Source organism: Polystyrenella longa, from assembly GCF_007750395.1.
Classification (GTDB): Bacteria; Planctomycetota; Planctomycetia; order Planctomycetales; family Planctomycetaceae; genus Polystyrenella; species Polystyrenella longa.
Window position 1 is genome coordinate 3,670,762 of the sequence record NZ_CP036281.1, and the last position, 22,356, is coordinate 3,693,117.

A 22,356-nucleotide genomic window follows, 5' to 3' on the forward strand; every position below is an offset into this window, starting at 1 on the left:
TCGTCTTACACTAATAGATAACTCCGCTATTTTCGAGGGCGGCGATGCCACTCTTCCGCCCGTTTGGGGTTCCAGCCCGGGTTTTTCACTGGCATGTTTGCGCCGACTATTGCTCGCCAGTCGGCAAGTTGTTGCTGCATTGTCGCTGCGAGTTCCGGTTTTTCCTCGGCCAGATTGTGTATTTCGCCGAGATCTGTTTCCAGATCGTACAGTTCCAGACGCCCCTCTTGGAAGTCTTCAATCAGCTTGTATCTTCCGCTGCGAATTGAACCGGAAGGGTCGCAATGGTGATAGTGCGGGTAATGCCAATACAAACTCCGCTCGGCGAGTGGTTCCTGTTTTAAAATCAGAGAAGCGAGACTGACACCATCGGTCTGTTTTTTCTGTTGATTTGACTGACCCGTCATTTCCACAATCGTCGGTAACAGATCAACACTGCAAACAGGTGCTGCCGACTCCGTCCCCGCCTGCACCTTTCCCGGCCAGCGAACGATAAACGGAACGCGAACTCCCCCTTCATAGAGAGTCCCCTTCTCCGCCCGCAGAGGTTCGTTCGACATGACATCGGGACCATTTCCATCGAATCGTTTGAAGAGCCCCCCATTGTCAGAATAGAAAATGAAGATCGTATTCTCTGCCAGATCAAGTTCTTCCAACTTCTGTGTGAGTCTTCCCACGGACTGATCAAGGTGTTCTACCATGGCTGCATAAATAGGATTATTCACACCGTAGGCAGGTTTCTGTTTGTCTTCATACTTTTTAATGAGTTCCTTCTTAGCCTCGAGTGGAATATGTACTGCGTAATGGGGCAGGTACAGGAAAAAGGGTCGATCCTGATTCTCTTCCAGAAATCGTTCCGCTTCCGATGTCAGGAAATCGGCGAGATAAGTCCCATCTTCAATTTTACGCCCGGGATTAGTGCGGAAATTCGGATAGAAGTGACGCCCGCCACTGACAACCCAATCCGTGAATCCATGATCGGGTGGCAACGAACCTTGTCCCCCCAGGTGCCATTTTCCAAAACTACCCGTTTGATAGTTCGCCGACTTCATGATCTCGGCAAGCGTTTCCTGAGTGTCGGGAAGTTGCTGGTTGAATTCGGGCACTGTCAGTTTGGCAAAGGGACGATAATGGCCCGGAATGAAGTCCGTAAGATTGATCGTCGCGGGATAGTTTCCCGTTAGAATGCTTGCCCGCGTGGGAGAACAAACGGGACAAGCCGCGTATGCATCGGTGAAGCGAATTCCGTCTGCCGCAAGTTGGTCAATGTTGGGTGTTTCATGGAACTCATTTCCATAACAGGCGAGGTCCCGCCATCCCATATCGTCCGCCAGAAAGAGGATGACATTCGGAGGTGCTGTTTGTTTCTGATCGTCCTGAGCAAACAAAGAATCGCTTACTAACAGGTGACTCACAAAGAGAGACAGCGCGACGAACAGAGACCAACTCCACTTCCCTGGCAATAATGAACGCATCAGTTTTCTTTCTTATGGAGGTAGGGAACGCGTGGGGCGTCCATCCGTCATGAGATTTTTCGAGGAAACATCTTCCTCATTCTAGCAGCACCGGTTACCCAACCTGAGAGAATTTGGGGGTCGCATTTGTACTTTTATTCTGGATTCCAGTAAGATGGACGACTACCTTAAAACATACACTAATAATTCCGCGACTCCAACTGGTGACTCATCAACCATGATCTATTCTCGCATTTCTGCTCGATTCACTATCGCGTTTCTGATGGGACTGTTAGCTCTCTCCAGCAGCACTCGGCCAGCCTTCGCGGCCGACGAATCAGCCCGACCAAATATCATATTCATTCTAACGGATGATCAACGAGCCGATGCTATGGGCTGCATGGGCAACCCAGTGATTGAAACACCAGAGTTGGACAAGCTTGCCTCGGAAGGGCACCTGTTTAAAAATGCGTTTTGCACCACGGCGATTTGCATGACGAGCCGAGCCAGTTTTATTCTGGGACAATACGAGCGTCGGCATCACATCACCAGCTTCAGAACGCCCCTGACGGACGAGCAGATTAACATTGCCTTTCCTGTGTTACTTCGTGAAGCGGGCTACTACACTGGCCTCGTCGGTAAATGGGGCATTGGTACGAAAATGCCAGCAGAAATGTTCGACGACTACCGCGGTTTTCCGGGACAGGGGTCCTATTATCCAGAAGGGAAAAAAGATCAACCCGGCGAACACCAGACAGCCAAGCTGGCCGAGAAGGCAGTCGAATTTCTAGAAGAGGTTCCCACTAACCGTCCTTTCTGCCTGCAAATTTACACCAAAGCGGCCCATTGCCAGGATCAGGACCATGACGACCAATTCCCTGCCGACGTTAAATATGACAACCAGTATGCAGACACAGTACTGCCTCGCAGCGAATTGTTAAACGAGAAATACTTCCAACAGTTGCCCGATTTCCTGCAGAACTCAGAATCCCGCACCCGCTGGCATCGCCGATTTAATACCGAAGAGAAATGGAATGAGTCCGTTAAGAATTACTATCGGCTTGTCAGTGGTATCGATGAATTACTGGGAAAAGTGCGTCAGCAACTGGAAGAATCTGGCAAGGCAGATAATAGCATCATTGTCTTCTCTTCCGACCATGGGTTTTACCTGGGAGAACGCGGTCTGGCCGGAAAATGGTTTATACATGAGGAATCGATTCGCATTCCCATGATCATTTTCGATCCGAGACAACCCGACAGTGAACGAGGTCAGGTTCATGACGAAATGGTACTCAGCATTGATGTCGCACCGACGATTATGGATCTCGCTGGAGTCGATGCTCCCGCAACCGTACAAGGCCGCAGTCTGATTCCGATTACGAAACAGGAAAAAGTTGATTGGCGGCACGAGTTTCTTTATGAGCATCGCTTCGCCCACCATGCGATTCCGAAATCTGAAGGCGTTCGTACTGAAGATTGGAAATATGTCCGCTATATTGAAACTGAACCAGTCCACGAGGAGCTCTACAACCTGAAACAGGATCCTCTGGAAGTTAATAACCTCGTTAACAACCCGGAATCTCAGGCAGACCTCAACACGATGCGTGATAAGCTGAAGAAACTTGACAAGGAATTGCAATAGTCGCCTGCCCAGGTTGCTCTAAGCTGAGAAACAGAGGGCATACCTGATTCCCACTCCGTAATAAGATTCACTTCAACCGACCAGCGCCGGAAGGATACTCACATGGCGGATCACATACTTGCCCTCGACCAGGGGACGACCTCGAGTCGGGCGATTATTTTCGATGGCGAATGCAACGCCATCGCCAAGGCTCAACGGGAATTTAAGCAAATCTATCCGTCGCCAGGTCATGTCGAACATGATCCTCTGGAGATCTGGGGGACGCAACTTGCCGCGGCGCAGGAAGTACTGCAGCAGTCCAAGCTCGCCCCAGAAGATATTGCCGGAATTGGAATCACCAATCAGCGCGAGACGGTCGTCATCTGGGATAAAAAAACAGGACAGCCTGTTCACAACGCGATTGTCTGGCAAAGCCGGATCACGTCGTCGATCTGTGATCGCCTGAAGGCGGACGGGCTCACGGATTTGGTTCAGCAGAAAACAGGATTGATTATCGATGCCTATTTCTCAGGCACCAAAATACAATACATCCTAGACAAGGTTCCCGGTTTACGTGAACGGGCAAACAAAGGGGAAGTCCTATGCGGGACGATCGATACCTTTCTGCTTTGGAACCTCTCAGGAGGAAAACTGCATGTCACAGACCCGACCAACGCCTGTCGCACCATGTTGTTCAACATCCATACCCTCGACTGGGATGAAGAACTCCTCAAGATTTTAAATATTCCCCGAGAAATTCTTCCGGAAGTGCAACCGACCAGTTTCGTCTACGGAGATACGAATTCGCAGCTGTTTGGTAAGTCGATTCCAGTAGCGGCCATGGTGGGTGACCAACAAGGGGCGACATTCGGGCAGTGTTGTTTTGAAAAAGGAACTGCCAAGAACACCTACGGCACCGGTTGCTTTATGTTGCTCAATACTGGCTCTGAACCAGTGAAATCAAACAATGGTCTGTTAACCACGGTCGCATGGCAACTGGGCGATAAGGTAACCTACTGCCTGGAAGGCTCCATCTTCATTGCGGGCGCCGTTGTTCAATGGCTTCGCGATGAAATGCAATTCTTCACTGACTCAGCCGAGATCGAAAAACTGGCGGCAGAGGCCAAGGATACCGGGGGGGTCTATCTTGTCCCCGCCTTCGTCGGTTTGGGGGCGCCGTACTGGGATCAGGATGCCCGCGGAACCATCACCGGAATCACCCGAGGCACCAATCGCTCACATCTGGCCCGTGCCGCATTGGAGTCAATGGCCTATCAAACTGCCGACGTCCTCACTGCCATGACCAGTGACAGCGGCATCGATCTCAAGTTCCTGAAAGTCGATGGAGGAGCCTGTGCCAACGATATGCTGATGCAGTTCCAGGCAGACATCTTAGGCGTTTCCGTGGAACGACCTCAGATCCTGGAATCGACTGCTCTTGGGGCCGCTTTCCTCGCCGGCTTGGCAACAGGTGTATGGAAAGATATGGACACCATCGCTTCCAGCTGGGCTCTCGACAAAGAGTTCGTACCGAGCATGACAGAGGACAACCGGGATAAATTGTATTCAGGTTGGAAAGAGGCCGTCCGGAGGACACTCTCCGCCACCTAAAACCAGCGATCTATGGTTCGATTTCTCTCGGAACCGCTACGGTGGCAGGTCGGGATGGGCATAATCAGATTTTCCTGATAGAATCCCGCCCGCTACCATTGCGCTCTCTACCGCCTGTATCCTGAGATTCGGGCGTACAAAGAGAAGCAACATAACCTCTTATTTCACAAACAGTTGCACCCTCAATACGTGAGCGAAGGATCGCCCGTTTTGGAAGCTGGATATCGAGTTAAACTGGACCTCTACAGCGGGCCACTGGAGCTGCTGCTCTATCTCGTGCGCCGAAATGAGGTCGATATTCTCGAATTGCCCATCGCGGCCATCACCAACCAGTTCCTTGAGTATCTCGAAGTCCTGATCATGATTGACATCGACGAAATCGGTGAATTTCTGGTCACGGCCAGCACGATCATCGAGCTCAAAAGTCGACAGGTCCTCCCCCGCCCGGAAGAAGAGGTGGAAGAAGAGGAAACAGAGCTCGAACACGAAATGAGCAGCGCTCTAGTCGCGCGACTCCTGGAATACAAACGGTTCAAAGATGCTTCCCAGCTGCTCCAGGAAAAGGCCGCCATCTGGCAGGAACGGTATTCCCGTCTCCATAGCGAACGCCCCCGCCGAGGCCGCAAACCTTCCGATGACCTGATTAAAGAAGTCGAACTGTGGGATTTGGTCTCCGCGCTGTCACGTCTGCTCCGGGTTAAACAGGTCGACACCAAGGGAAAGATCAAATACGACGACACGCCGATCTCTGTCTTCATGCAACGCATCCGCGATCAGGTCATTGAAGCGGGCGAAATGAAGTTCAGCGACTTCTTCGAAGGAATCAAAGACCGCTCCCGCATCACGGGGATCTTTCTCGCGATTCTGGAACTACTTCGACATCATCAGTTTCGTGCTCGGCAATCTCTGGAATACGGTGATATTACAATTCTTCCTCCGCTGGAAGGTTCTGCAGTTCTGGATGCTCCTCTCGAATCGAGCTTCGAGGAACCGGTGGCCAAAGAAGAGACCGACAACGAAATATCAGACGACGACGAAGCCGACGATACGGCCGCATGAAGTGGTGTTGAGAGTCCAGCAAGCACTTTCAAGATGCCCTTAAATCACATGCCCTGAGAATTATGCCTATTTTCGGTTATATTTTCTACATCTCCCGAGATTATTATTTTGAGAACTTTGTTTTGGAGTAACATCTGTTCTCTTCATAATAAATACTTGCACGAGTGGAGTGAAGATGAACAGCCAGCAAACCCCCTCTTCAGAATCAGCTACAATGGAGACAGCTACTGAAGATAAGAAAAAACGCCCATGGGTTACAGCCCTGGCATGTGCCATTTGCAGTCTATGTTTTTTCAGTCTCTTTCCCAAAACAGAAATGGAGAAATGGCAGGCTCTTGTTGATGCAGGATTGCTTTCAATGAACGTCTTCTGGAATGGAGAATTCTGGGTACTAATCACCTCAACCTTCATCCATTTTGCCCTCTGGCATTTTGCTTTCAATATTTACTGGCTCTGGGTCCTGGGCAGCCGCATGGAGTTGGTCATAGGGTCTCTTCCCTTTCTCGGTTTCTATCTCGCCGCCGCTTGGATCAGCACTTCGTTGCAGATGACCGGTTCGGGCGAAACTGGAATTGGTTTCTCCGGAGTCGGTTATGCAATGTTCGGATTCATGTGGCCCACCCGACATCACTACCCCACTTTCAAGGAAGTTTTAACACCCAGTATCATTAGATTATTCGTCTCTTTTATGATTGGCTGTATCTTCGTCACCTATCTGAATCTTTACAACATTGGCAACGTTGCACACGTATCCGGTTTCCTGTTCGGAGGTGCTATCGCTGGATTCTTCGTGCTGAAGTTTAAGAGGTCGCTCCAGCTCACCGGAATTATCGCTCTCGGTCTTTTTTCAATGGTCCCGCTCTTTTGGCGCACAATAAATGCATCTTCAATGAAATCCGAAGCTTATCAGGCACATGTGGCGGAGGACTATGAGCGGGCTATCGAATGCTATAGTGAGCTCATCGAGTTAGAACCGGATAATGCCTGGGCGCATATCAATCGCAGCGATGCTTATCTCGCCTTGGGCCAATACGAAAAAGCTGAAGCTGATTCAGAGCAAGCCCATAAAATCGATCCAGACATTGAAGAGACATTACAGCAATGACATTGGCGATCCAGTTTGTTCTTTAAAACAAACTGACCTCTTCCGATTTACAGATTCTTCAGGAAGAAATCCGTGAAGTTCCGATACATGATGCCATCGATGTCCTCTTTTGAGTAACCTCGTTTTTCGAGGATAGCGGCCATATTGCCCAAGTCGTGGATTGTGTCCAGATCGGAGGGGCATTGTTCTTTACCGAAGCCCCCATCAAGATCGGTTCCCAAACCGGAATGTTTAGTCGTGCCAAGTAACTGGCAGACGTAGTCGATATGGTCAGCGACGTTTTCCATCGTCACCATGGAAGGTTCGGAGACACCGATTTTCCAGTCGGTGTGCAACATCCAGTTGTCCATCGCCGCCCCAATCATACCACCCCGTTCGGCAACGGCTTTGAATTGCTCGTCCGTGAACTGACGATCGCGAGGCACGAGAGTACGCGAGTTTTGATGGCTGGCGATGAGCGGGCCTTCATAAACGTCGAGCGCTTCCCAGAAGGATTGATCGGCGAGGTGCGTCGTATCCAGCAACATACCGCATTCGTTCATCGCCTGAAGCAACTCTTTTCCGCCCGGCTTCAGTCCCCCTTCCGAACCTGTTCCGAAACAATAAGGAGCCTCACCGTAGTGCCCGGGCCCTAACAGACGGAGCCCTTCGGCGTACCATTCATGAATCTGTTCCGGGTAGAGGATGGGGGGGCTGCCTTCCATGCTGAGAATGAATCCGACGGGAGTTGATTCCGTCGGGCCAGCTTCCCATTCTTCGACGTGTCTTTTCAATGTCGCCGCATCCGGAATCTCGCGGATGACTCCCCGTTTTTCCATCGCACGATAGTAGGCAAGCTGTCCCATCGCCGCGCCGTAGGCCGCTTCGCGACTCTGGTAATGTGACAGAGCGCCATCCTTACGATGAAGCCGTGGAAGCAAGGTTGAGATCGTCAGTCCGACTCCAGCTTCCTTAAGTGCGGGCCAGGTGATCGTCGGTTCGCCTGGAACGATGTCTTTGAACTGAGCCTCAAACTGGCGCAGTTCCTGCACAGACAACATTAAATCGCGGTTCCATTCAACCGCGTTCCAGGCCATATCCAGGTGAGCATCAAAGATCAACATGCAATGATTTTCTATTATGATAGAAGAAAGTACGGGAGCGACGATCCTAATGAGAACCCATCATGCAGGGTCCGATCCGTTTTGACAAGCGATCCACCGTCCAGAGAATTGAATGCCTCATTTTTCAATCGAGTCTGGACAGACATCTCTCATTATTTGAGTGGAACAACATCTTGGAGTCAGCTCCAACCTTCAGAAATCATCGGGGACGGGGCATTTTTGTATGTCTAACCAGAAATCACGTGACGCTAGTTGTGTTTCCAGGTCGGCTAATTTTCTGACTAACCTCGTCTTGGGTGCCCCGGTTAGCTCGTCTAACCGGGCCGCTGTGGGCTTTCTTTCCTCAGGATGTTGAGCGGGGAATCTTTTATCGTTCAAACCAGTATGGCGACGTGGCTTGAAGTTGTGGCTTAGAGCAGCAGGCGTAACCTTTATGTATAATCGCACTGCTAGACGAGCTAGCCGTGTCACCCGTATTTTATGATTTCTCAACGGGAATGCATTCTCTCAACGGGAAGACATTCATTGGTGCACGAGCAAAGGCACTCGGCTATTTGTCTAATCAACCTCGTCTCGGGTGCCCCGGTTAGCTCGTCTAACCGGGCCGCTGTGGGTTCTCTTTCCTCTGGATGTTGAACGGGGAATTTTTAATCGTTCAAACCAGTATGACGACGTGGCTTGAAGTTGTGGCTTAGAGCAGCAGGCGTAACCTTCATGTATAATCGCACGGCTAGACGAGCTAGCCGTGGCCCCGTATTTCGTGATTTCTCAATGGGGATCCATTCTCTCAACGGAATGACATTCATAGGCTCACGAGAATACGGAAGCGGCCCCAATCAAGCGGCGGCAGATTCAGGACCGATTTCTCGAGTCGTGTCTCCGTCTCGAGCTTTGAGATCAAACAGGTCGAAGATTTCGCCCGCGTTCAGCCCCATTGATGATTCGGTGTTCCCCTCTGCTCCCAGGATGGAAATGAAGAGGTCGCGTTTCTCCTGCAACGTCCGATCGATCTTTTCTTCAATCGTGTTATTGCAAACAAACTTGGTCACGACGACGGGGTTCTTCTGTCCGATTCTGTGAGCCCTATTGATGGCCTGGTCCTCAATCGCCGGATTCCACCAGCGGTCATACAGGAAGACGTAACCCGCGAACTGTAAGTTCAGCCCCACTGCTCCCGTTCCGTAACTCATCAGGATAAGATGAGCATCAGGATCCTCTTTGAACTTTGCCAGAATCGGTTCCCGCTTTTTCGTCGGAACTCCCCCATGATAAATCAGCGGGTTGAATTCCTGGGTACGGTCTGCAATCCAGTCAAGCGTTTTTGTCCATTGGCTGAATAGAATCGCTTTACCTCCACTCGCGGCGATCTCTTCCATGTCCGCTTTCAGACGGTCCAGTTTCGCACTCTCGTTAGTGACAGGATCGAAGTTGGCTATTTGTTTCAATCGGAGCACTAGTTCAAAAACATGCTGCACCGTGATTGAATCACCCAGATCGTTCAATTGAACAATGCCTTCTTTTTCAGCGACTTTATAGGCGTGCAGCTGAGCCCCTTCCAGGTCCAACCAGGCAGGTCGATCAAGTCGGGGAGGCATATCCAGAACAAGGTCTTTACATCGTCGCAGGATATACTCATCCGATAACTTGGAAAGTTGCCGAATATCGGGTGTTCCGCGTGGCGGAATGACTTCCATGAATTCGAACAGGGAAGCCAACTCTTCCGCCCGGTTTTCAATGGGGGTACCTGTTAAAGCCCAACTCCGTTTACGATTTACAGATCGGGCTACGACAGCTGTTCGGGACTCTCTGTTTTTAATTCGCTGCGCTTCATCCAGCACGAGTAGGTCAAATTTAGGGGAGACGCCTTCTTCTTCCATCTCTTCAAAATCGCGCGCCATCGCCTCATAATTGGCTAGATAAATTCCCGGTTTGTCCATCTCCCAGATCATTCGTCTGCGGGCAGTCTCGCCCATGACGGTGGTAATCGGCAGTTCTTCCGCCCAAGTTGCGAACTCTCGTTGCCAGTTCGGAATCAGTGGCTTGGGACAAATAAGCAGCACCTTGCTGATCTGTCCGCTTCGCAGGAGCAAACGCATTGCTGTGATCGTCTGCATCGTTTTTCCAAGGCCCATCTCATCCGCGAGCAAAGCAGACTTCCGTGAGAAGAGCCAGGCGATTCCTTCGTACTGATAATCGAACGGCTCGAACGGCATCACCAGCTCTTGACCATTGAGCCAGTTTTCGATGGGAGGCTGTAATAGATAGAACAACCGATCCTGAATCGATAACGCGTCGGACGGTGGTTTCAGTCGAGTCTGCTTCTTCTTTTGATCGGCTCCTGCAGCAATCTCCTCGGGAGCTTTGAGCGACCGCAGTCTCCCTTTATCTTTCGATTCCGACTCTGGTTTGGCAGGGACGAATTCGATTCCCTCAGGAAAAACCAGCTTGAAAGTCGGTAGTTTGGGAACATGAGGTTTCCACCGGCTGTTCACTTCGACATTTGTCACCAGGTCCGCCGAAATGATTTCCATTCGTGGCTGACGCGTCAAAGCGCCGTTGATCCCGGAGAGAAAGATATCCACCGGCATTTCCAACTCGGACAACTGCACCGCAGGCGCAGGAAACGTTTCCGCAAGTCTGGCTCGCAGATCACGATTGGCTTCGGAGTCGACACTTGAGGCAGGGACTGTCGAGAGACCGGGACTGGTCGTCGAAATCGTAGGGAAGGATTGTGTGGCAGGCTGTTCGGTCATCGGATTTTTTCTGGCATCAGATGCTGACTTGTAGGCAGATCAATACGTCAGGCGGCTCGATGTGTGACTCAGGCACGCTGTTTCACTTGTTGCAGAGCTTCCTGCAATGCCTGTTTTACCCGCTCAAAAGGTTCAAATAAATCGGTCTCGTGCGAAACCAGGTTCCCCAGTTCATACAGGACATCACGGTCAGTGGGGTGCCGTTCGTGGAAACTGATTTTCTGAAGTCCTAATGGCAAACTATCTGGCCCTGCGTTTGCCTCTTCCTGCAAAAACCCAATTGGCCGATCGACATGATCGCGAAGTCCCAGCACGCGTTCGTCGTCTGTCAGCACCAAATCCGGTTTGACGCCGATTTTCTCAATTAACGTTTTTCCAATCAACTCGTTATACAGGTAAGGAACCAGAGTCGGTCCGAAGAGTACTTCCTGGGTGTGGTTCGGGCGAACGGGAGCAGTACACTGAAATTCCAGTGGACGTCCAAAATGATTCGTCACCAGCAGTCCACCCACATATCCGCGGTCTTTAACTTCGACTGCTGACAGGAATCCAAGATGAAGTTGCTTTTTCGTACCACCCGCCGGCATGCAATTTTTCCTTATCCGTGCAGCCCGCAGGCTACTTGTCATTCATATCAGTTCATCATTCAGGTTTTTGCACGAGACAATAGTGGTATCGACCAGACCTAATCCGATCCATCATCGTGGTCTATCCGAAATTGCCTTTATGCTCTGGTCTCATCGACCTTCAGAACCCGTAACTTGAATACTGTTGTTTAAGTTTCCTTGACGCTTACAACAGTAATTCTTGACCAGTTCCCGTTCAGGGTTGAATCTATAAGTCATTTTAGGACAATAGGTTGAGCTGCATTATCAATGGTGGAACTGCTACGCATTTGTAAACCTGTTTGCTGTGAATCTGCGTAAAACAGGAAAACTTTGCAGCCATTATGATGGTTCCCTTTTTAAAAATGGGCAGCCGTTTACTTTTAAGATAAAGCCATTGAATCAAAACAAGCTTATCTGATGATTTTCCTTCCTGATTCGTCCCGTCCGTTTCCAGTTTAACTCCACCAATGAGTTCCATTGATGCCAGACTTCCCCTTATTAAACGCGAACCGCGACGAACTGACCTCTCATCAGATAGAGCGATTTCGCAAGTTGCTGGACAGCGTCTTGCCGGGCAACTCGTTCTGGCTAAAGAAAATCATCGAGGCGGGTTGGAAACCAGAGCAATTCCAGACACTGGAGGATCTCAAGAGTTTTCCGCTGACGACCAAACAGGAACTCGTGGCCGACCAGTTAGACAACGGTCCGTATGGATCGAACCTGACCTACCCCATTGAAAAGTATTCCCGGCTACATCAAACATCGGGGACGACGGGGAAACCAATGCGCTGGTTGGATACCCCCGACAGCTGGAACTGGTTGATGCAATGTTGGGCACAGATTTTTGAACTGATTGGCTTAAGAGACGAAGACCGATTTTACTTCCCGTTTTCCTTCGGGCCCTTCCTCGGGTTCTGGGCTGCATTCGATGGTGCGAATCGATTCGGTAACCTCTGCATCTCGGGAGGGGGCATCAGCAGCGAAGCTCGTTTGCGAATGATGCTTGAGCATGAAGCAACTTTAATCTGCTGCACACCGACCTATGGAATGCGGTTAATTGAAATCGCCGAAGCGGAAGGTATTGATATCAAAAACTCTGCCGTGCGTGGTCTCATTGTCGCCGGAGAACCGGGGGGTTGTATTCCTGCGATTCGAGAGCGGCTGACCGAGGGTTGGAACGCGCGGGTCTTCGACCATTGGGGCATGACTGAAATCGGTGCACTCGCCGTCGAAGAAGCAGACTGCCCTGATACACTCACGATGCTCGAAACCGAATGCATTGTCGAGATCCTCGATCCCCAAACGCTTGAGCCTGTGCCACCGGGTAAACCGGGCGAATTGATCATTACAAATCTGGGCCGTTACGGTTCCCCACTCATTCGGTATCGAACGGGGGATATCGTCGAAGTCGAGACGAATGCCCATCCTCACGGTCGATCTCTCATGCGTCTAAAGCAGGGGATTCAGGGCCGTACGGACGACATGATTACGATCCGCGGCAATAACTTTTATCCCTCGGCAGTTGAAGCGATCCTGCGAGAGTTCGCTGATCTTGTGGAATACAGACTGGTATTAATTACAGTCAAATCCATGGGCCATCTGAAAATCGAAGCCGAATTAAAACCTAACCTGAGTACAAAAGAGCAAGAACACATCAAGTCGACGATGTCGGAGGCACTACGACTTCGCTTGAACTTCTCTCCCGAACTGGTTCTCGCCACTCCTGAGTCACTCCCCCGATTTGAAATGAAGGGGAGAAGATTGGTGAGAGAAACAGAGTAAGATGATGCTGTACCCCTCTGATTGATGCTTCCTGTGGAACATCGCTCCAGAGTCAACTGATGACTTATATTGGAAGTTGCAATTGGTTGTATTGTATACAGGGGACCGGTATCCTTGCTGATGAAAAGCGGACTTCCCCATCTTCACCAAGCAGTTCTATAAGTAGAAATCCTACACCTGGTAATCCACTCCAGCGAATCGCAACTCTGATTCAAAGAAAATACGAGTCAGAGAAATCATAAGAAGGAATACAATCCATGGACACAACGAACGGCAAGTTAAATCGTAAATTGAATATGGCTCTGATCGGTGGTGGTGCAGGGTCCTTTATTGGCCGCGTCCATGCGACTGCGGCTGTCCTTGATAACCGGGCTGCTCTGGTCGCGGGGGCACTGTCTTCCAATCCGGAGAGAGCCAAAGCGTCGGCTCCTTCTTACGACATCAAAGAAAATCGCGCGTATACTTCTATCGACGAGTTGATCGCCAAGGAAAGTAAACTTCCCGAAGGGGAACGAGTCGATTTTGTCTCCGTCGCCACTCCCAACTTCACCCACTTCGAACTTGCAAAAAAAGCCGTAGAAGCGGGATTCAATGTCATCTGTGACAAACCGATGACATTTGACCTGGATCAGGCGGAAGACCTGCTCAAAACAGTGGAAGCTTCTGGCGTCGTTTTTGCGGTCTCGCACAACTACACTGGTTACCCTCTCGTCCGTCAGGCGCGTGAGATGATTCTCTCGGGTGAACTCGGTGAGATTCAGGCGATTCGCTCGAACTACATCCAAGGCTGGCTGCGAAGCCGCCTCGAAGAAGAGGACCAGAAACAGGCTGCCTGGCGAACTGACCCGAAGAAATCGGGAGCCGCAGGTGCCTTTGGTGACATTGCGACCCACGCTTACAACCTGGGTCGTTATATGACTGGCCTGTTACCGGAAGAGATTTCCTGCAACTTGAAGGTCTTCGTCCCCGGTCGTCAACTCGACGACTACGGCCATGCGGTCGTCCGTTTTGAAAACGGAGCACTGGGAACTGTCACAGCCAGTCAGATTTCCCATGGTCGTGAAAATGATCTGTTCATCGAAATCGACGGGACTAAAGGAGCCATTCAGTGGCGACAAGAAGAACCGAATCAGATGATCGTTCGTTGTAATGGCGAGCCTCACAAAATATACACTCGTGATCCGAATGCTTCCTTTATGAATGGTATGGGGGCCGCCGCCTGTCGCTTGCCTGCAGGTCACCCGGAAGCTTTCTTTGAAGCCTTCGGTAATGTCTATCGTTCGGCATACGATGCAATGGTTGCCCGCGCAACTGGCGAATCGTTCGAGAAAAAAGAGACCATTTATCCAAACGTGTACGATGGCGTCGAAGGGATGTACTTCATCCAGCAGTGTGTTGCCAGCTCATCCGAGAATGGTGCCTGGTTGCCAATGAAGCATCCTGCTGCCCGTCGATAAGGGATTGCTTACACAAAAGGTACTGGCGTCCTCTCCGCTTCCCCTCTTATCTTGATCGTGTGCGAACCCTATGAAATCGTTATTGAATCTTCCGCTGCATTATCAAATTTTAATCGCACTGATCGTTGGCTCACTTCTGGGTATCGCCTTCAAACCACCCGTGGTGACGCCGCAGAATATTGTCGGAACAGTTCAAATCGAGAACGGTGACTTTGTCCTCTCTGAAACTGGTGACGGAGGAAAAACTTACTTTCAAACGACGATCAAAGCGACACCGGATGATCCGGACAAACAGATGGGAGAGTTGGAACGCCGATTCGACGCTGTAGCGGAAGTCATCAAAGCGGCTCCCGGACAATCCGAATACACGTACACGATCTCGGATCCTTCCGTTCAACTGATTTCGGAACGGAACAGCATCACTATCCGTTACGTGCGAGAGCAAGAGGGCAAACAGGCGATCTCTTCCATCAAGGCGGCTTCCCGTGATACTTTAATAAAGGAACATCCCGCCTGGGTCAGTTTCTACGATGAACAGAGTCAGGACTGGCGACACATCCTCGTGTTGGGGGCGAAAGCCCTTGGTGATATTTTCCTGTCGCTGCTCAAAATGGTAACCATTCCACTGATTGTAACCTCATTAATTTCGGGGATTACTGGTCTCGGTTCGAGTTCACAATTCGGCCGCATGTTCGGTCGTACTTTATTGTATTACCTCTGTACTTCAGTACTGGCGATCACCACCGGATTGATCATGGTTAATCTGATTCAACCAGGAGTAGGAGCGATTTTGCCCGGAGGTGGTGAAATTGTCGCCGGAGAAAACGAATCGCTGGCGGGTGTTTTCCTGGGTCTTGTGGATAAATTGATTCCGACCAACATCGTAGAAGCCCTGGCGAATGCCGATTTTCTATCCATCATTTTCTTCAGTATTCTGTTTGGTATCTTCACAATCTATGCGGGTGGAAAAACAGCCGAGTTCATCACAAAAATGGCAAATTCTGGCTTTGAAGTGATGATGCGAATGACCATGGGGATCATTCATCTGGCCCCACTTGGAGTGCTCGCCTTCATGTATTACGCCACGGCCACACAAGGCCTGGATATCTTTATCACGTTAAGCTGGTATATGCTGGCTGTCTTTATGGCATTGCTGTTTCACGCCGCTGTGGTTCTTCCCCTGATTCTCAAATTCGTGGCAAAGACCTCTCCGCTCGCCTTTGCGAAAGCAATGAGCCCTGCCCTGATGACGGCCTTCTCTACTGCCTCTTCTAATGCCACCCTTCCGTTAACGATCACCAGCGTGGAACAACGGGGCAAAGTCTCAAACAAGGTCAGTTCATTCGTACTTCCTTTGGGAGCCACGATCAACATGGATGGAACCGCCCTGTATGAGGCAGTGGCTGTTCTCTTTATCGCACAGGCGACGCCCGGAATTGATCTGATAATCATGGATCAGATTCTGGTGGCAGTGACCGCCCTGCTCGCCAGTGTGGGAGCAGCGGGAATCCCACATGCGGGACTTGTGATGATGGCAATTGTGTTGCAGGCAGTCGGTTTACCGCTGGAAGCACAGGGAATCATCATTGCCGTCGACCGCGTTCTCGACATGTGCCGCACGACAGTTAATGTCTGGAGCGACTCCTGTGGTTGTGCCGTGATCGACCGCTTTGAATCCGGAACTACCGGTTCTACCGATGAGGTTCTCATCGCTGGTGAAGGTTAATTTGCGGGTTGGGAAAAGTCTCCGTTTAAGCTGTACCACTTGTAGAGCTTAACTCGCAGGGACTCGCGATATCCCCGACGCGATGTTTGTCCAGACTCGCCTTCCTACGGCAACGAGTCGATATCGAATCTGTACCGCGGTCATTCCGTAAGGAACTCGCAACTTCTTCGCGCGCTATCTTTGCCCGCGAAACTTGTACAGTTTTCGCTCGCCTTTACGCATCCGTTCCGGATCAATCGTTCGCAGGGCACCATCATTATGAATCATGGATTAAAAATTAGCACAGCTTCTGTACCTCAACGTCAGTGGCTCGACCCTGACTTTCTCGCCTGGATCCAATCCAATTGCAGCGAATTGCGAAAGATCACTGGATGGCCGGTGCACTTTGTGCCCTCTCAACAGAATTCAACTGAAAAAGAGCCTCAGGCTCCCGTTCAGGAACATTGCTGGGTGACGGAAGTCAACGACGGTGAAACTCGTGTAGGACATCTTCGCGTCGATTTACCCGACATCGATCCGCCAGAATGTTCTTTCCAAACCATGCGTGAAATGGTCGAACTGACCAGCAAGCTACTCAGCGCCTGCTCCGTTCGTCAGCGGCTTTCGGTCACCTACGCTCAGGAACTGTCGACGCTCGTGTCGCTCGATTTCACCTGCTCTACGGAAATGAATCTGATCGACCGACTAAGCAGCATTCTCGATGTTGCCATTGAACTATCCGGTTACAAAGAGGCCGGGTTCTATTTACTTGAACCTGAAAACAGCTGCCTCAAACTTCGCGTGCGTACGTCTCGGGCGAGTTTTAGAATTCCTCAGACTCAGCGGGAATTAACTGTCGACTCCGCCGATGTGGAAATCTTCTCCCAGGGTTCCCTTCTGGTGCGGCGCAATCAGGAGAGCGAGTATGAAGAGTCTCTTCCGCATGATGCGGCCGTCGGATTCGGTCTGGTTGTGAAATCGGAGACGGGACCGCTGGGGACTGTCTGGTTCTGGGATCGTCGCGACAAAGTTCCAACGGAACGCGAAATCCACGTGCTGCAATCAATCTCAACTCAGATCGCACAAATGCTGGAGAAGGTGGTGCTCATGAAAGAGAGCGCCGTCCAGCGTCGCATGCAGCATGACCTGATTCAAGCTTCCGCCTGTCAACCGGAACAGATTGTTCAGTATCAACCGGAGAACGGCCTCTGGGAAGCTGCCGGAATATGCACAAGTCGTTTTGAACTCGGCGGCGACGTCTTCGAATTGATCGCTCTAGACGAGCATCACACTTTGATTGCTGTCGGAGATGCCTCGGGTGACAGTGTTCCCGCCGCGATGATCATGTCGACCGTCCGAGGTGCGCTGCGTTCTCTTGCCAGTTCTCCCATTGAAGAGCTAATGGACCCGGCTGCGATTATGTATCGAGTCAATAACGTGTTGTGTGAACTGACACCCTCCCATCAGTTCATGAGCATGCTTATTGGAATTCTCGATACTTCTGAGAATTGCTTTCGATATTCCAACGCGGGACATCCCACGCCATTTTATTCACGCGATTGTGAAGTAGAAGCGTTACAGTCGCATGGAGTTCTGCTGGGAGTGATGGAAGATGCTGAGTATGACTACTCTGAACTTAGCCTTCGTCCGCAGAGCCTTCTTGTCTTCTACAGTGACGGCATCAGCGAAGCGATGAATGATCGAAAAAAGTTATTTCATTCCGAGGGAATCGTTCGTGGTCTCAAAGGCTGTCTTCTCGGTACTGCCCAGGAAGTCTTTGAAGAAATCTGGGCGAATATGGAAGGACACAGCCAGGGAGCGGACGAACCGGATGACCGCACACTGGTGATTCTGAGAATGCTATCCGACAGCGAGTAAACACGAACGACCATCGTAAGCGAAGCTTATTCCCAGTCGTCGATGATTTCCTGCAGATCGCCGTTATGCTCTTCCTCCATATTCACGACGGCCGTATTCATGATAGCCGTATTCATGATAGCCGTATTCATGATAGCCGTATTCATGATAGCTGTATCAATACGTTCCGCCACTGGTGGTGAATGAGGTCTCTGCTCCGCTGAGGCGGGGGCGACTGCGATCGGTTGTGCCTTGACCTGCATTTCACGAACGACAGGCGATGCACTGATACGACTCGGTTGAGCGCGTTCCATCACAGGTGCTGAGGAGGTTTCATCCTGATTTGAATCGGTGAATCGAGGCAAACCGAGGCGTTCTCGTTCGCGACGAGTAACCAGACGATTTACCTTTTGCTTCAGCTCTTCTTTGCTGAAACTGGTTTTGATGACGTAGTCGTTCGCACCTTCTTTGATCGCAGAAAGCACGGTTTCGCGACTGGCGTCGGACGTCAGCATAATAACGCTCGTGTACTGTAAAGAGGCATGGCTGCGAAACGCTTTGAGCGTCTTGATTCCATCCCACTGAGGCATTTGGATATCGACGATCGCGATATCGGGCGGATATTCGACCGCCTTATAAAAGCCATCCGCGCCATCACTCGCCACAGAGACGAGATAATCGGTGCGCAACAATGAGACCAACAAACTCCTGAAGAGCGGGTCATCATCGATGATGAGAACTTTATGACGTTTGGCAATCGGCTGCATGGGGATTGTCGCTTCGATTTGACAAATCAGAAAAAAACTGCGACGGGAAAAACTCCAATTCTTCCCGGAACTCCTGGTGCCTTTATATTAAGACACCCGTTCAACTTCATTAAGAAAGTCGAACGAACTGTTTAAAGTCGACAACAATTCCTGTGTTCGACTGGACAGCCGAATGCTGCCACACAATTCCAGTTCTTCATCAAGACACGATGAATGGCGGCTGATTTCTGGCTCTTTGAGTTGAGGCAGTGCTTCTAAAATCGACATTCGAAAACCCAATACGTGATAGATTAATAATTGGAGGTCGGACCCTTCTCCAAACATCGCTTTAGTAAAGCCGGAATTAGGAAAATTGGGTCTGTTAGACAGGTATGCTCAAATATAGGATGGAGAAAACGGGGAAGAGATGAAAACTTTGCCGATTTTCTTCGTATGCGAAGAGTTGCGGTCGGAGATATCCCTGACCCGTGCGAAAAGCACCACCGTTAAAATTGGTTCAATATGGGCACCATCCATGCACTTCACAACTCAGTAAGCCTCGTGCGGTCCGTTAGGTTGCAATTCCTGCGAGAGACCTTTATATGCCCCTATTCATCTCAGAATGGTGATTTCCACTCCCAATCGGTATACTGCTTTACTTTGTTCGGCGGGGATCACCCGGCGACGGGACCAGTCAAACTTCGTTGGCTGATCCTTCTGACTAATCCTTTAAACCGACCTAATCCGAACGACTAGTAAATATGGCGCTTCAATACTTTTTAGGAGTCGACCTGGGGGCCGAAAGTGGCCGCGTAATCGCGGGGCAATTCGACGGAAAACGTATTTCGTTAAACCCTCTCCACCGATTTCCGAATGGTCCCGTCAATCTCGGATCGACCCTTCGTTGGAATGTGCTGGGGCTGTGGAGTGAAATCCAGAACGGACTTCGACTCGCCGCTTCGGAATGTGGGAAAGATATCGCCTCTGTTGGCGTCGATACCTGGGGCGTCGATTATGTGCTGCTGACTAAAAACGAAGAGATCGTCGGTCAGCCATATCACTACCGCGATTCACGAAATGAAGGGGTCATGCAGGGAGCCTTTTCTACTGTTCCCCGTTCCGAGATTTATGCGCAGACTGGCCTCCAGTTCATGGAGTTCAACACACTCTATCAATTGCTAGCCTTCAAACAGGCCGAACCTGGACTTCTGAAAGAAGCGGCTCACTTCCTGATGATGCCCGACTTCCTCCACTTCTGCATGAGCGGTAGTAAAGTCGTTGAGTTCACCAACGCGACGACCACCCAATGCCTCCATGCCACTCGCAAGAACTGGGCCGATAATCTGCTGACCCGTTTCGGCCTTCCAACCGAGATTTTCCCACAAGTCGTCCAACCCGGAACGCGATTAGGGAAATTGCGTGAATCCGTCGCGAATTCGACCGGCCTCTCCCGCATCGAAGTCATCGCGCCCGCAACCCACGACACGGGAGCCGCAGTTGCCGCCGTTCCCACTCGACATACGGGCAAAGCCAACTGGGCTTATATCAGTTCGGGAACCTGGTCTTTGATGGGATTGGAACTTCCCGAAGCGATCCTCACCGAAGCCGCTCTCGCCCAGAATGTCACCAATGAAGGAGGGGTCGACGGCACCTATCGTTTATTGAAAAACATCATGGGGCTCTGGTTAATCCAAGAGTGCAAACGGAGCTTCGAACGGAAAGGAAATTCACTTGGATACGGTTCCCTAATGAATCTGGCTCGCGATGCCAAGCCGTTTCGGTCACTGGTGAACCCCGACGATCACCGTTTCCTGAAACCAACCGACATGGTGACGGAGATTAGAAACTCCTGCAAAGAGACCAGCCAGCCAGTTCCGGAAACAGAGGGTGAATTCATTCGCTGTGCCATGGAAAGTCTCGCCTTAAAGTACCGCATGGTTCTCGAAGGACTTCAGGAACTCTCCGGTGAAAAAGTAGAGGTCATTCATATTGTGGGTGGTGGTTGCCAGAATACATTACTGAACCAGATGACGGCGAATGCGTGCGGTGTTCCAGTCGTCGCGGGTCCGGTGGAAGCAACTGCCCTCGGAAACATTCTGCTCCAGGCACGCGCCCTGGGCGAAGTCGATTCCCTGAGTGATATTCGGGAAATCGTCCAAAACTCCGAGTCACTCAGCGAGTTCGAACCCGAAGATCAAACCGCCTGGAATGAAATTTACAGCCGCTTCCTGGAATTATCAGCGTGACCAATCTGAGTCGGACAGAAGCGAGCGACCAGATAAAACAGTCCGCTCTCCAGATCGGTTTCGAACTGGTGGGAATCGCTCCTGCTGTCCAACCCAGTGGATACTCACACCTCCTCGATTGGCTCGATAAAGGGTACGCCGGCGAGATGGGGTACATCGAACGTCGTCGCGAAGCTTATTCCGACCCCAGCTTTGTGCAACAACAAACACGCAGCCTTGTGGTCTGTGCCTGGAATTATCGTTCTCAGGAACCAGTTCCAACGGAACCGACAGAAGGTCGAGTTGCACGTTACGCCTGGAGCGGGATCGATTATCACGATTATTTGCGTGACAGACTTCAACAACTGGCGGAGCAGATCCGTAACACGTTGCCAGAAGCACGGACCCGCTGTGCCGTCGATACCGCCCCTTTGCTGGAACGAGATTTCGCCCGACTCGCTGGCCTCGGCTGGTTCGGTAAAAACACAATGTTAATTAACAAACGAAAAGGGAGTTGGTTACTACTCGGTGTTGTCCTTGTCGATCAGGAGTTGGCGTACGATAAACCTCACGAAACCGATCACTGCGGAACCTGCACTCGCTGCCTCGATGTTTGTCCCACCGATGCCTTCACCGAACCGGGAGAACTCGATGCCCGCAAATGTATCTCATATTTGACGATCGAACTTAAAGACTCGATTCCCACGGAATTTCGAGCACCCATGGGCGACTGGCTGTTTGGTTGCGACCTCTGTCAGGATGTCTGTCCGTGGAATAACAAGAGCCCGATATCGACGAATACGGAAGTCCAACCTCGAATCGATCTGAATCCGATCTCCGCCACGGAGTTGTTTGAACTCAGCGAATCGGATTTGAAGGCGAAATTAAAGACCAGCCCACTATTACGACCAGGCCGGGCCGGACTGCTGAGGAATGCGGCCATTGTATTGGGAAATAGCGGCGACCCGCATGTGGTTCCCGTCCTGTCTAAGGCCCTTCATAACGAAGAGACTCCGGTTATCCGGACCGCCGCTGCCTGGGCGTTGGGGGAATTGGGGGGTACGGAAGCTCGGCAAGCCCTCCAGGAGCAGTGTGAAGTGGAGGAGAATCAGGAAGTACGGAGTGAAATCGAGGAGGCAATCCGCCGTTTGCCCCGGCCACAGAAGGACGACGCAATTCCCGGTTCGAATTCGACTTCGGACTTGTGAACCGTCTTCTCGACGGGGTACACTGAAGTTCCCCATACAGACGACCGACAGGTCCATCGAGT

The 22,356-nt window shown here is 50.9% G+C and carries 15 protein-coding genes; 10 read left to right on the forward strand and 5 right to left on the reverse strand.

Features of this window, described 5'->3' with window-relative positions; translation table 11 throughout:
* Positions 1-26: 26 nt before the first annotated feature.
* Positions 27-1,475: a sulfatase gene (locus Pla110_RS13600; protein WP_144996294.1), complete on the reverse strand. Its 1,449-nt coding sequence runs from the start codon at positions 1,473-1,475 to the stop codon at positions 27-29.
* A 154-nt stretch (positions 1,476-1,629) separates the two neighbouring features.
* On the opposite strand from Pla110_RS13600, the gene Pla110_RS13605 reads away from it, so the two are divergent.
* The 4 genes from Pla110_RS13605 to Pla110_RS13620 all read left to right on the forward strand — a co-directional run bounded on the left by Pla110_RS13605 (position 1,630) and on the right by Pla110_RS13620 (position 6,850).
* Positions 1,630-3,096 carry a sulfatase family protein gene (locus Pla110_RS13605; RefSeq protein ID WP_144996295.1) on the forward strand — a complete coding sequence of 489 codons (1,467 nt, stop codon included), beginning with the start codon at positions 1,630-1,632 and terminating at the stop codon, positions 3,094-3,096.
* Positions 3,097-3,198: 102 nt separating this feature from the next.
* On the forward strand, positions 3,199-4,686 hold the full coding sequence (gene glpK / locus Pla110_RS13610) for a glycerol kinase GlpK (protein WP_144996296.1): 1,488 nt from the start codon (positions 3,199-3,201) through the stop codon (positions 4,684-4,686).
* 210 nt (positions 4,687-4,896) lie between these two features.
* Positions 4,897-5,745, forward strand: coding sequence for a segregation and condensation protein A (locus Pla110_RS13615; RefSeq protein WP_144996297.1), 849 nt, complete (start codon positions 4,897-4,899; stop codon positions 5,743-5,745).
* Positions 5,746-5,959: 214 nt separating this feature from the next.
* Complete coding sequence (locus tag Pla110_RS13620) at positions 5,960-6,850, forward strand: rhomboid family protein (RefSeq protein ID WP_197440192.1); 891 nt, start codon at positions 5,960-5,962, stop codon at positions 6,848-6,850.
* Positions 6,851-6,897: 47 nt separating this feature from the next.
* Here Pla110_RS13620 and Pla110_RS13625 read toward each other — a convergent pair whose 3' ends face one another.
* From Pla110_RS13625 to Pla110_RS13635, 3 genes are all read right to left on the reverse strand, one after another.
* A complete protein-coding gene (locus Pla110_RS13625) occupies positions 6,898-7,953 on the reverse strand; it encodes a dipeptidase (protein ID WP_144996299.1) in 1,056 nt (351 codons plus the stop codon).
* A gap of 836 nt (positions 7,954-8,789) precedes the next feature.
* The gene (locus Pla110_RS13630) at positions 8,790-10,706 is read right to left on the reverse strand and encodes a DEAD/DEAH box helicase (protein WP_144996300.1); all 1,917 of its coding nucleotides are present in this window, start codon (positions 10,704-10,706) and stop codon (positions 8,790-8,792) included.
* A 68-nt stretch (positions 10,707-10,774) separates the two neighbouring features.
* On the reverse strand, positions 10,775-11,293 hold the full coding sequence (locus tag Pla110_RS13635) for a hypothetical protein (RefSeq protein WP_144996301.1): 519 nt from the start codon (positions 11,291-11,293) through the stop codon (positions 10,775-10,777).
* Between the two features lie 501 nt (positions 11,294-11,794).
* Here Pla110_RS13635 and Pla110_RS13640 point away from each other — a divergent pair.
* The 4 genes from Pla110_RS13640 to Pla110_RS13655 all read left to right on the forward strand — a co-directional run bounded on the left by Pla110_RS13640 (position 11,795) and on the right by Pla110_RS13655 (position 18,136).
* A complete protein-coding gene (locus Pla110_RS13640; protein WP_144996302.1) occupies positions 11,795-13,096 on the forward strand; it encodes a phenylacetate--CoA ligase family protein in 1,302 nt (433 codons plus the stop codon).
* Between the two features lie 257 nt (positions 13,097-13,353).
* Complete coding sequence (locus tag Pla110_RS13645) at positions 13,354-14,553, forward strand: Gfo/Idh/MocA family protein (protein ID WP_197440193.1); 1,200 nt, start codon at positions 13,354-13,356, stop codon at positions 14,551-14,553.
* A 70-nt stretch (positions 14,554-14,623) separates the two neighbouring features.
* Positions 14,624-16,279 (forward strand): dicarboxylate/amino acid:cation symporter, encoded by a 1,656-nt coding sequence (locus Pla110_RS13650; RefSeq protein ID WP_144996303.1) that lies wholly within the window; start codon positions 14,624-14,626, stop codon positions 16,277-16,279.
* A 258-nt stretch (positions 16,280-16,537) separates the two neighbouring features.
* The gene (locus Pla110_RS13655) at positions 16,538-18,136 is read left to right on the forward strand and encodes a PP2C family protein-serine/threonine phosphatase (RefSeq protein WP_144996304.1); all 1,599 of its coding nucleotides are present in this window, start codon (positions 16,538-16,540) and stop codon (positions 18,134-18,136) included.
* Positions 18,137-18,162: 26 nt separating this feature from the next.
* Here Pla110_RS13655 and Pla110_RS13660 read toward each other — a convergent pair whose 3' ends face one another.
* Positions 18,163-18,882, reverse strand: a complete 720-nt coding sequence (locus Pla110_RS13660) for a response regulator (protein ID WP_144996305.1) — start codon at positions 18,880-18,882, stop codon at positions 18,163-18,165.
* A gap of 740 nt (positions 18,883-19,622) precedes the next feature.
* On the opposite strand from Pla110_RS13660, the gene rhaB reads away from it, so the two are divergent.
* On the forward strand, positions 19,623-21,107 hold the full coding sequence (gene rhaB, locus Pla110_RS13665; protein WP_144996306.1) for a rhamnulokinase: 1,485 nt from the start codon (positions 19,623-19,625) through the stop codon (positions 21,105-21,107).
* Positions 21,104-22,294: a tRNA epoxyqueuosine(34) reductase QueG gene (gene queG, locus Pla110_RS13670; RefSeq protein WP_144996307.1), complete on the forward strand. Its 1,191-nt coding sequence runs from the start codon at positions 21,104-21,106 to the stop codon at positions 22,292-22,294. Before rhaB ends, queG begins: the two co-directional genes overlap by 4 nt.
* Positions 22,295-22,356: the final 62 nt, after the last annotated feature.

Coding starts and splice junctions, on each gene's coding strand:
- Pla110_RS13600 (WP_144996294.1), bottom strand. CDS start 1,475: ATGCGTTCATTATTGCCAGGGAAGTGGAGTTGGTCTCTGTTCGTCGCG.
- Pla110_RS13605 (WP_144996295.1), top strand. CDS start 1,630: ATGGACGACTACCTTAAAACATACACTAATAATTCCGCGACTCCAACT.
- glpK (WP_144996296.1), top strand. CDS start 3,199: ATGGCGGATCACATACTTGCCCTCGACCAGGGGACGACCTCGAGTCGG.
- Pla110_RS13620 (WP_197440192.1), top strand. CDS start 5,960: ATGGAGACAGCTACTGAAGATAAGAAAAAACGCCCATGGGTTACAGCC.
- Pla110_RS13625 (WP_144996299.1), bottom strand. CDS start 7,953: ATGTTGATCTTTGATGCTCACCTGGATATGGCCTGGAACGCGGTTGAA.
- Pla110_RS13630 (WP_144996300.1), bottom strand. CDS start 10,706: ATGACCGAACAGCCTGCCACACAATCCTTCCCTACGATTTCGACGACC.
- Pla110_RS13635 (WP_144996301.1), bottom strand. CDS start 11,293: ATGCCGGCGGGTGGTACGAAAAAGCAACTTCATCTTGGATTCCTGTCA.
- Pla110_RS13640 (WP_144996302.1), top strand. CDS start 11,795: ATGCCAGACTTCCCCTTATTAAACGCGAACCGCGACGAACTGACCTCT.
- Pla110_RS13645 (WP_197440193.1), top strand. CDS start 13,354: ATGGACACAACGAACGGCAAGTTAAATCGTAAATTGAATATGGCTCTG.
- Pla110_RS13650 (WP_144996303.1), top strand. CDS start 14,624: ATGAAATCGTTATTGAATCTTCCGCTGCATTATCAAATTTTAATCGCA.
- Pla110_RS13655 (WP_144996304.1), top strand. CDS start 16,538: ATGAATCATGGATTAAAAATTAGCACAGCTTCTGTACCTCAACGTCAG.
- Pla110_RS13660 (WP_144996305.1), bottom strand. CDS start 18,882: ATGCAGCCGATTGCCAAACGTCATAAAGTTCTCATCATCGATGATGAC.
- rhaB (WP_144996306.1), top strand. CDS start 19,623: ATGGCGCTTCAATACTTTTTAGGAGTCGACCTGGGGGCCGAAAGTGGC.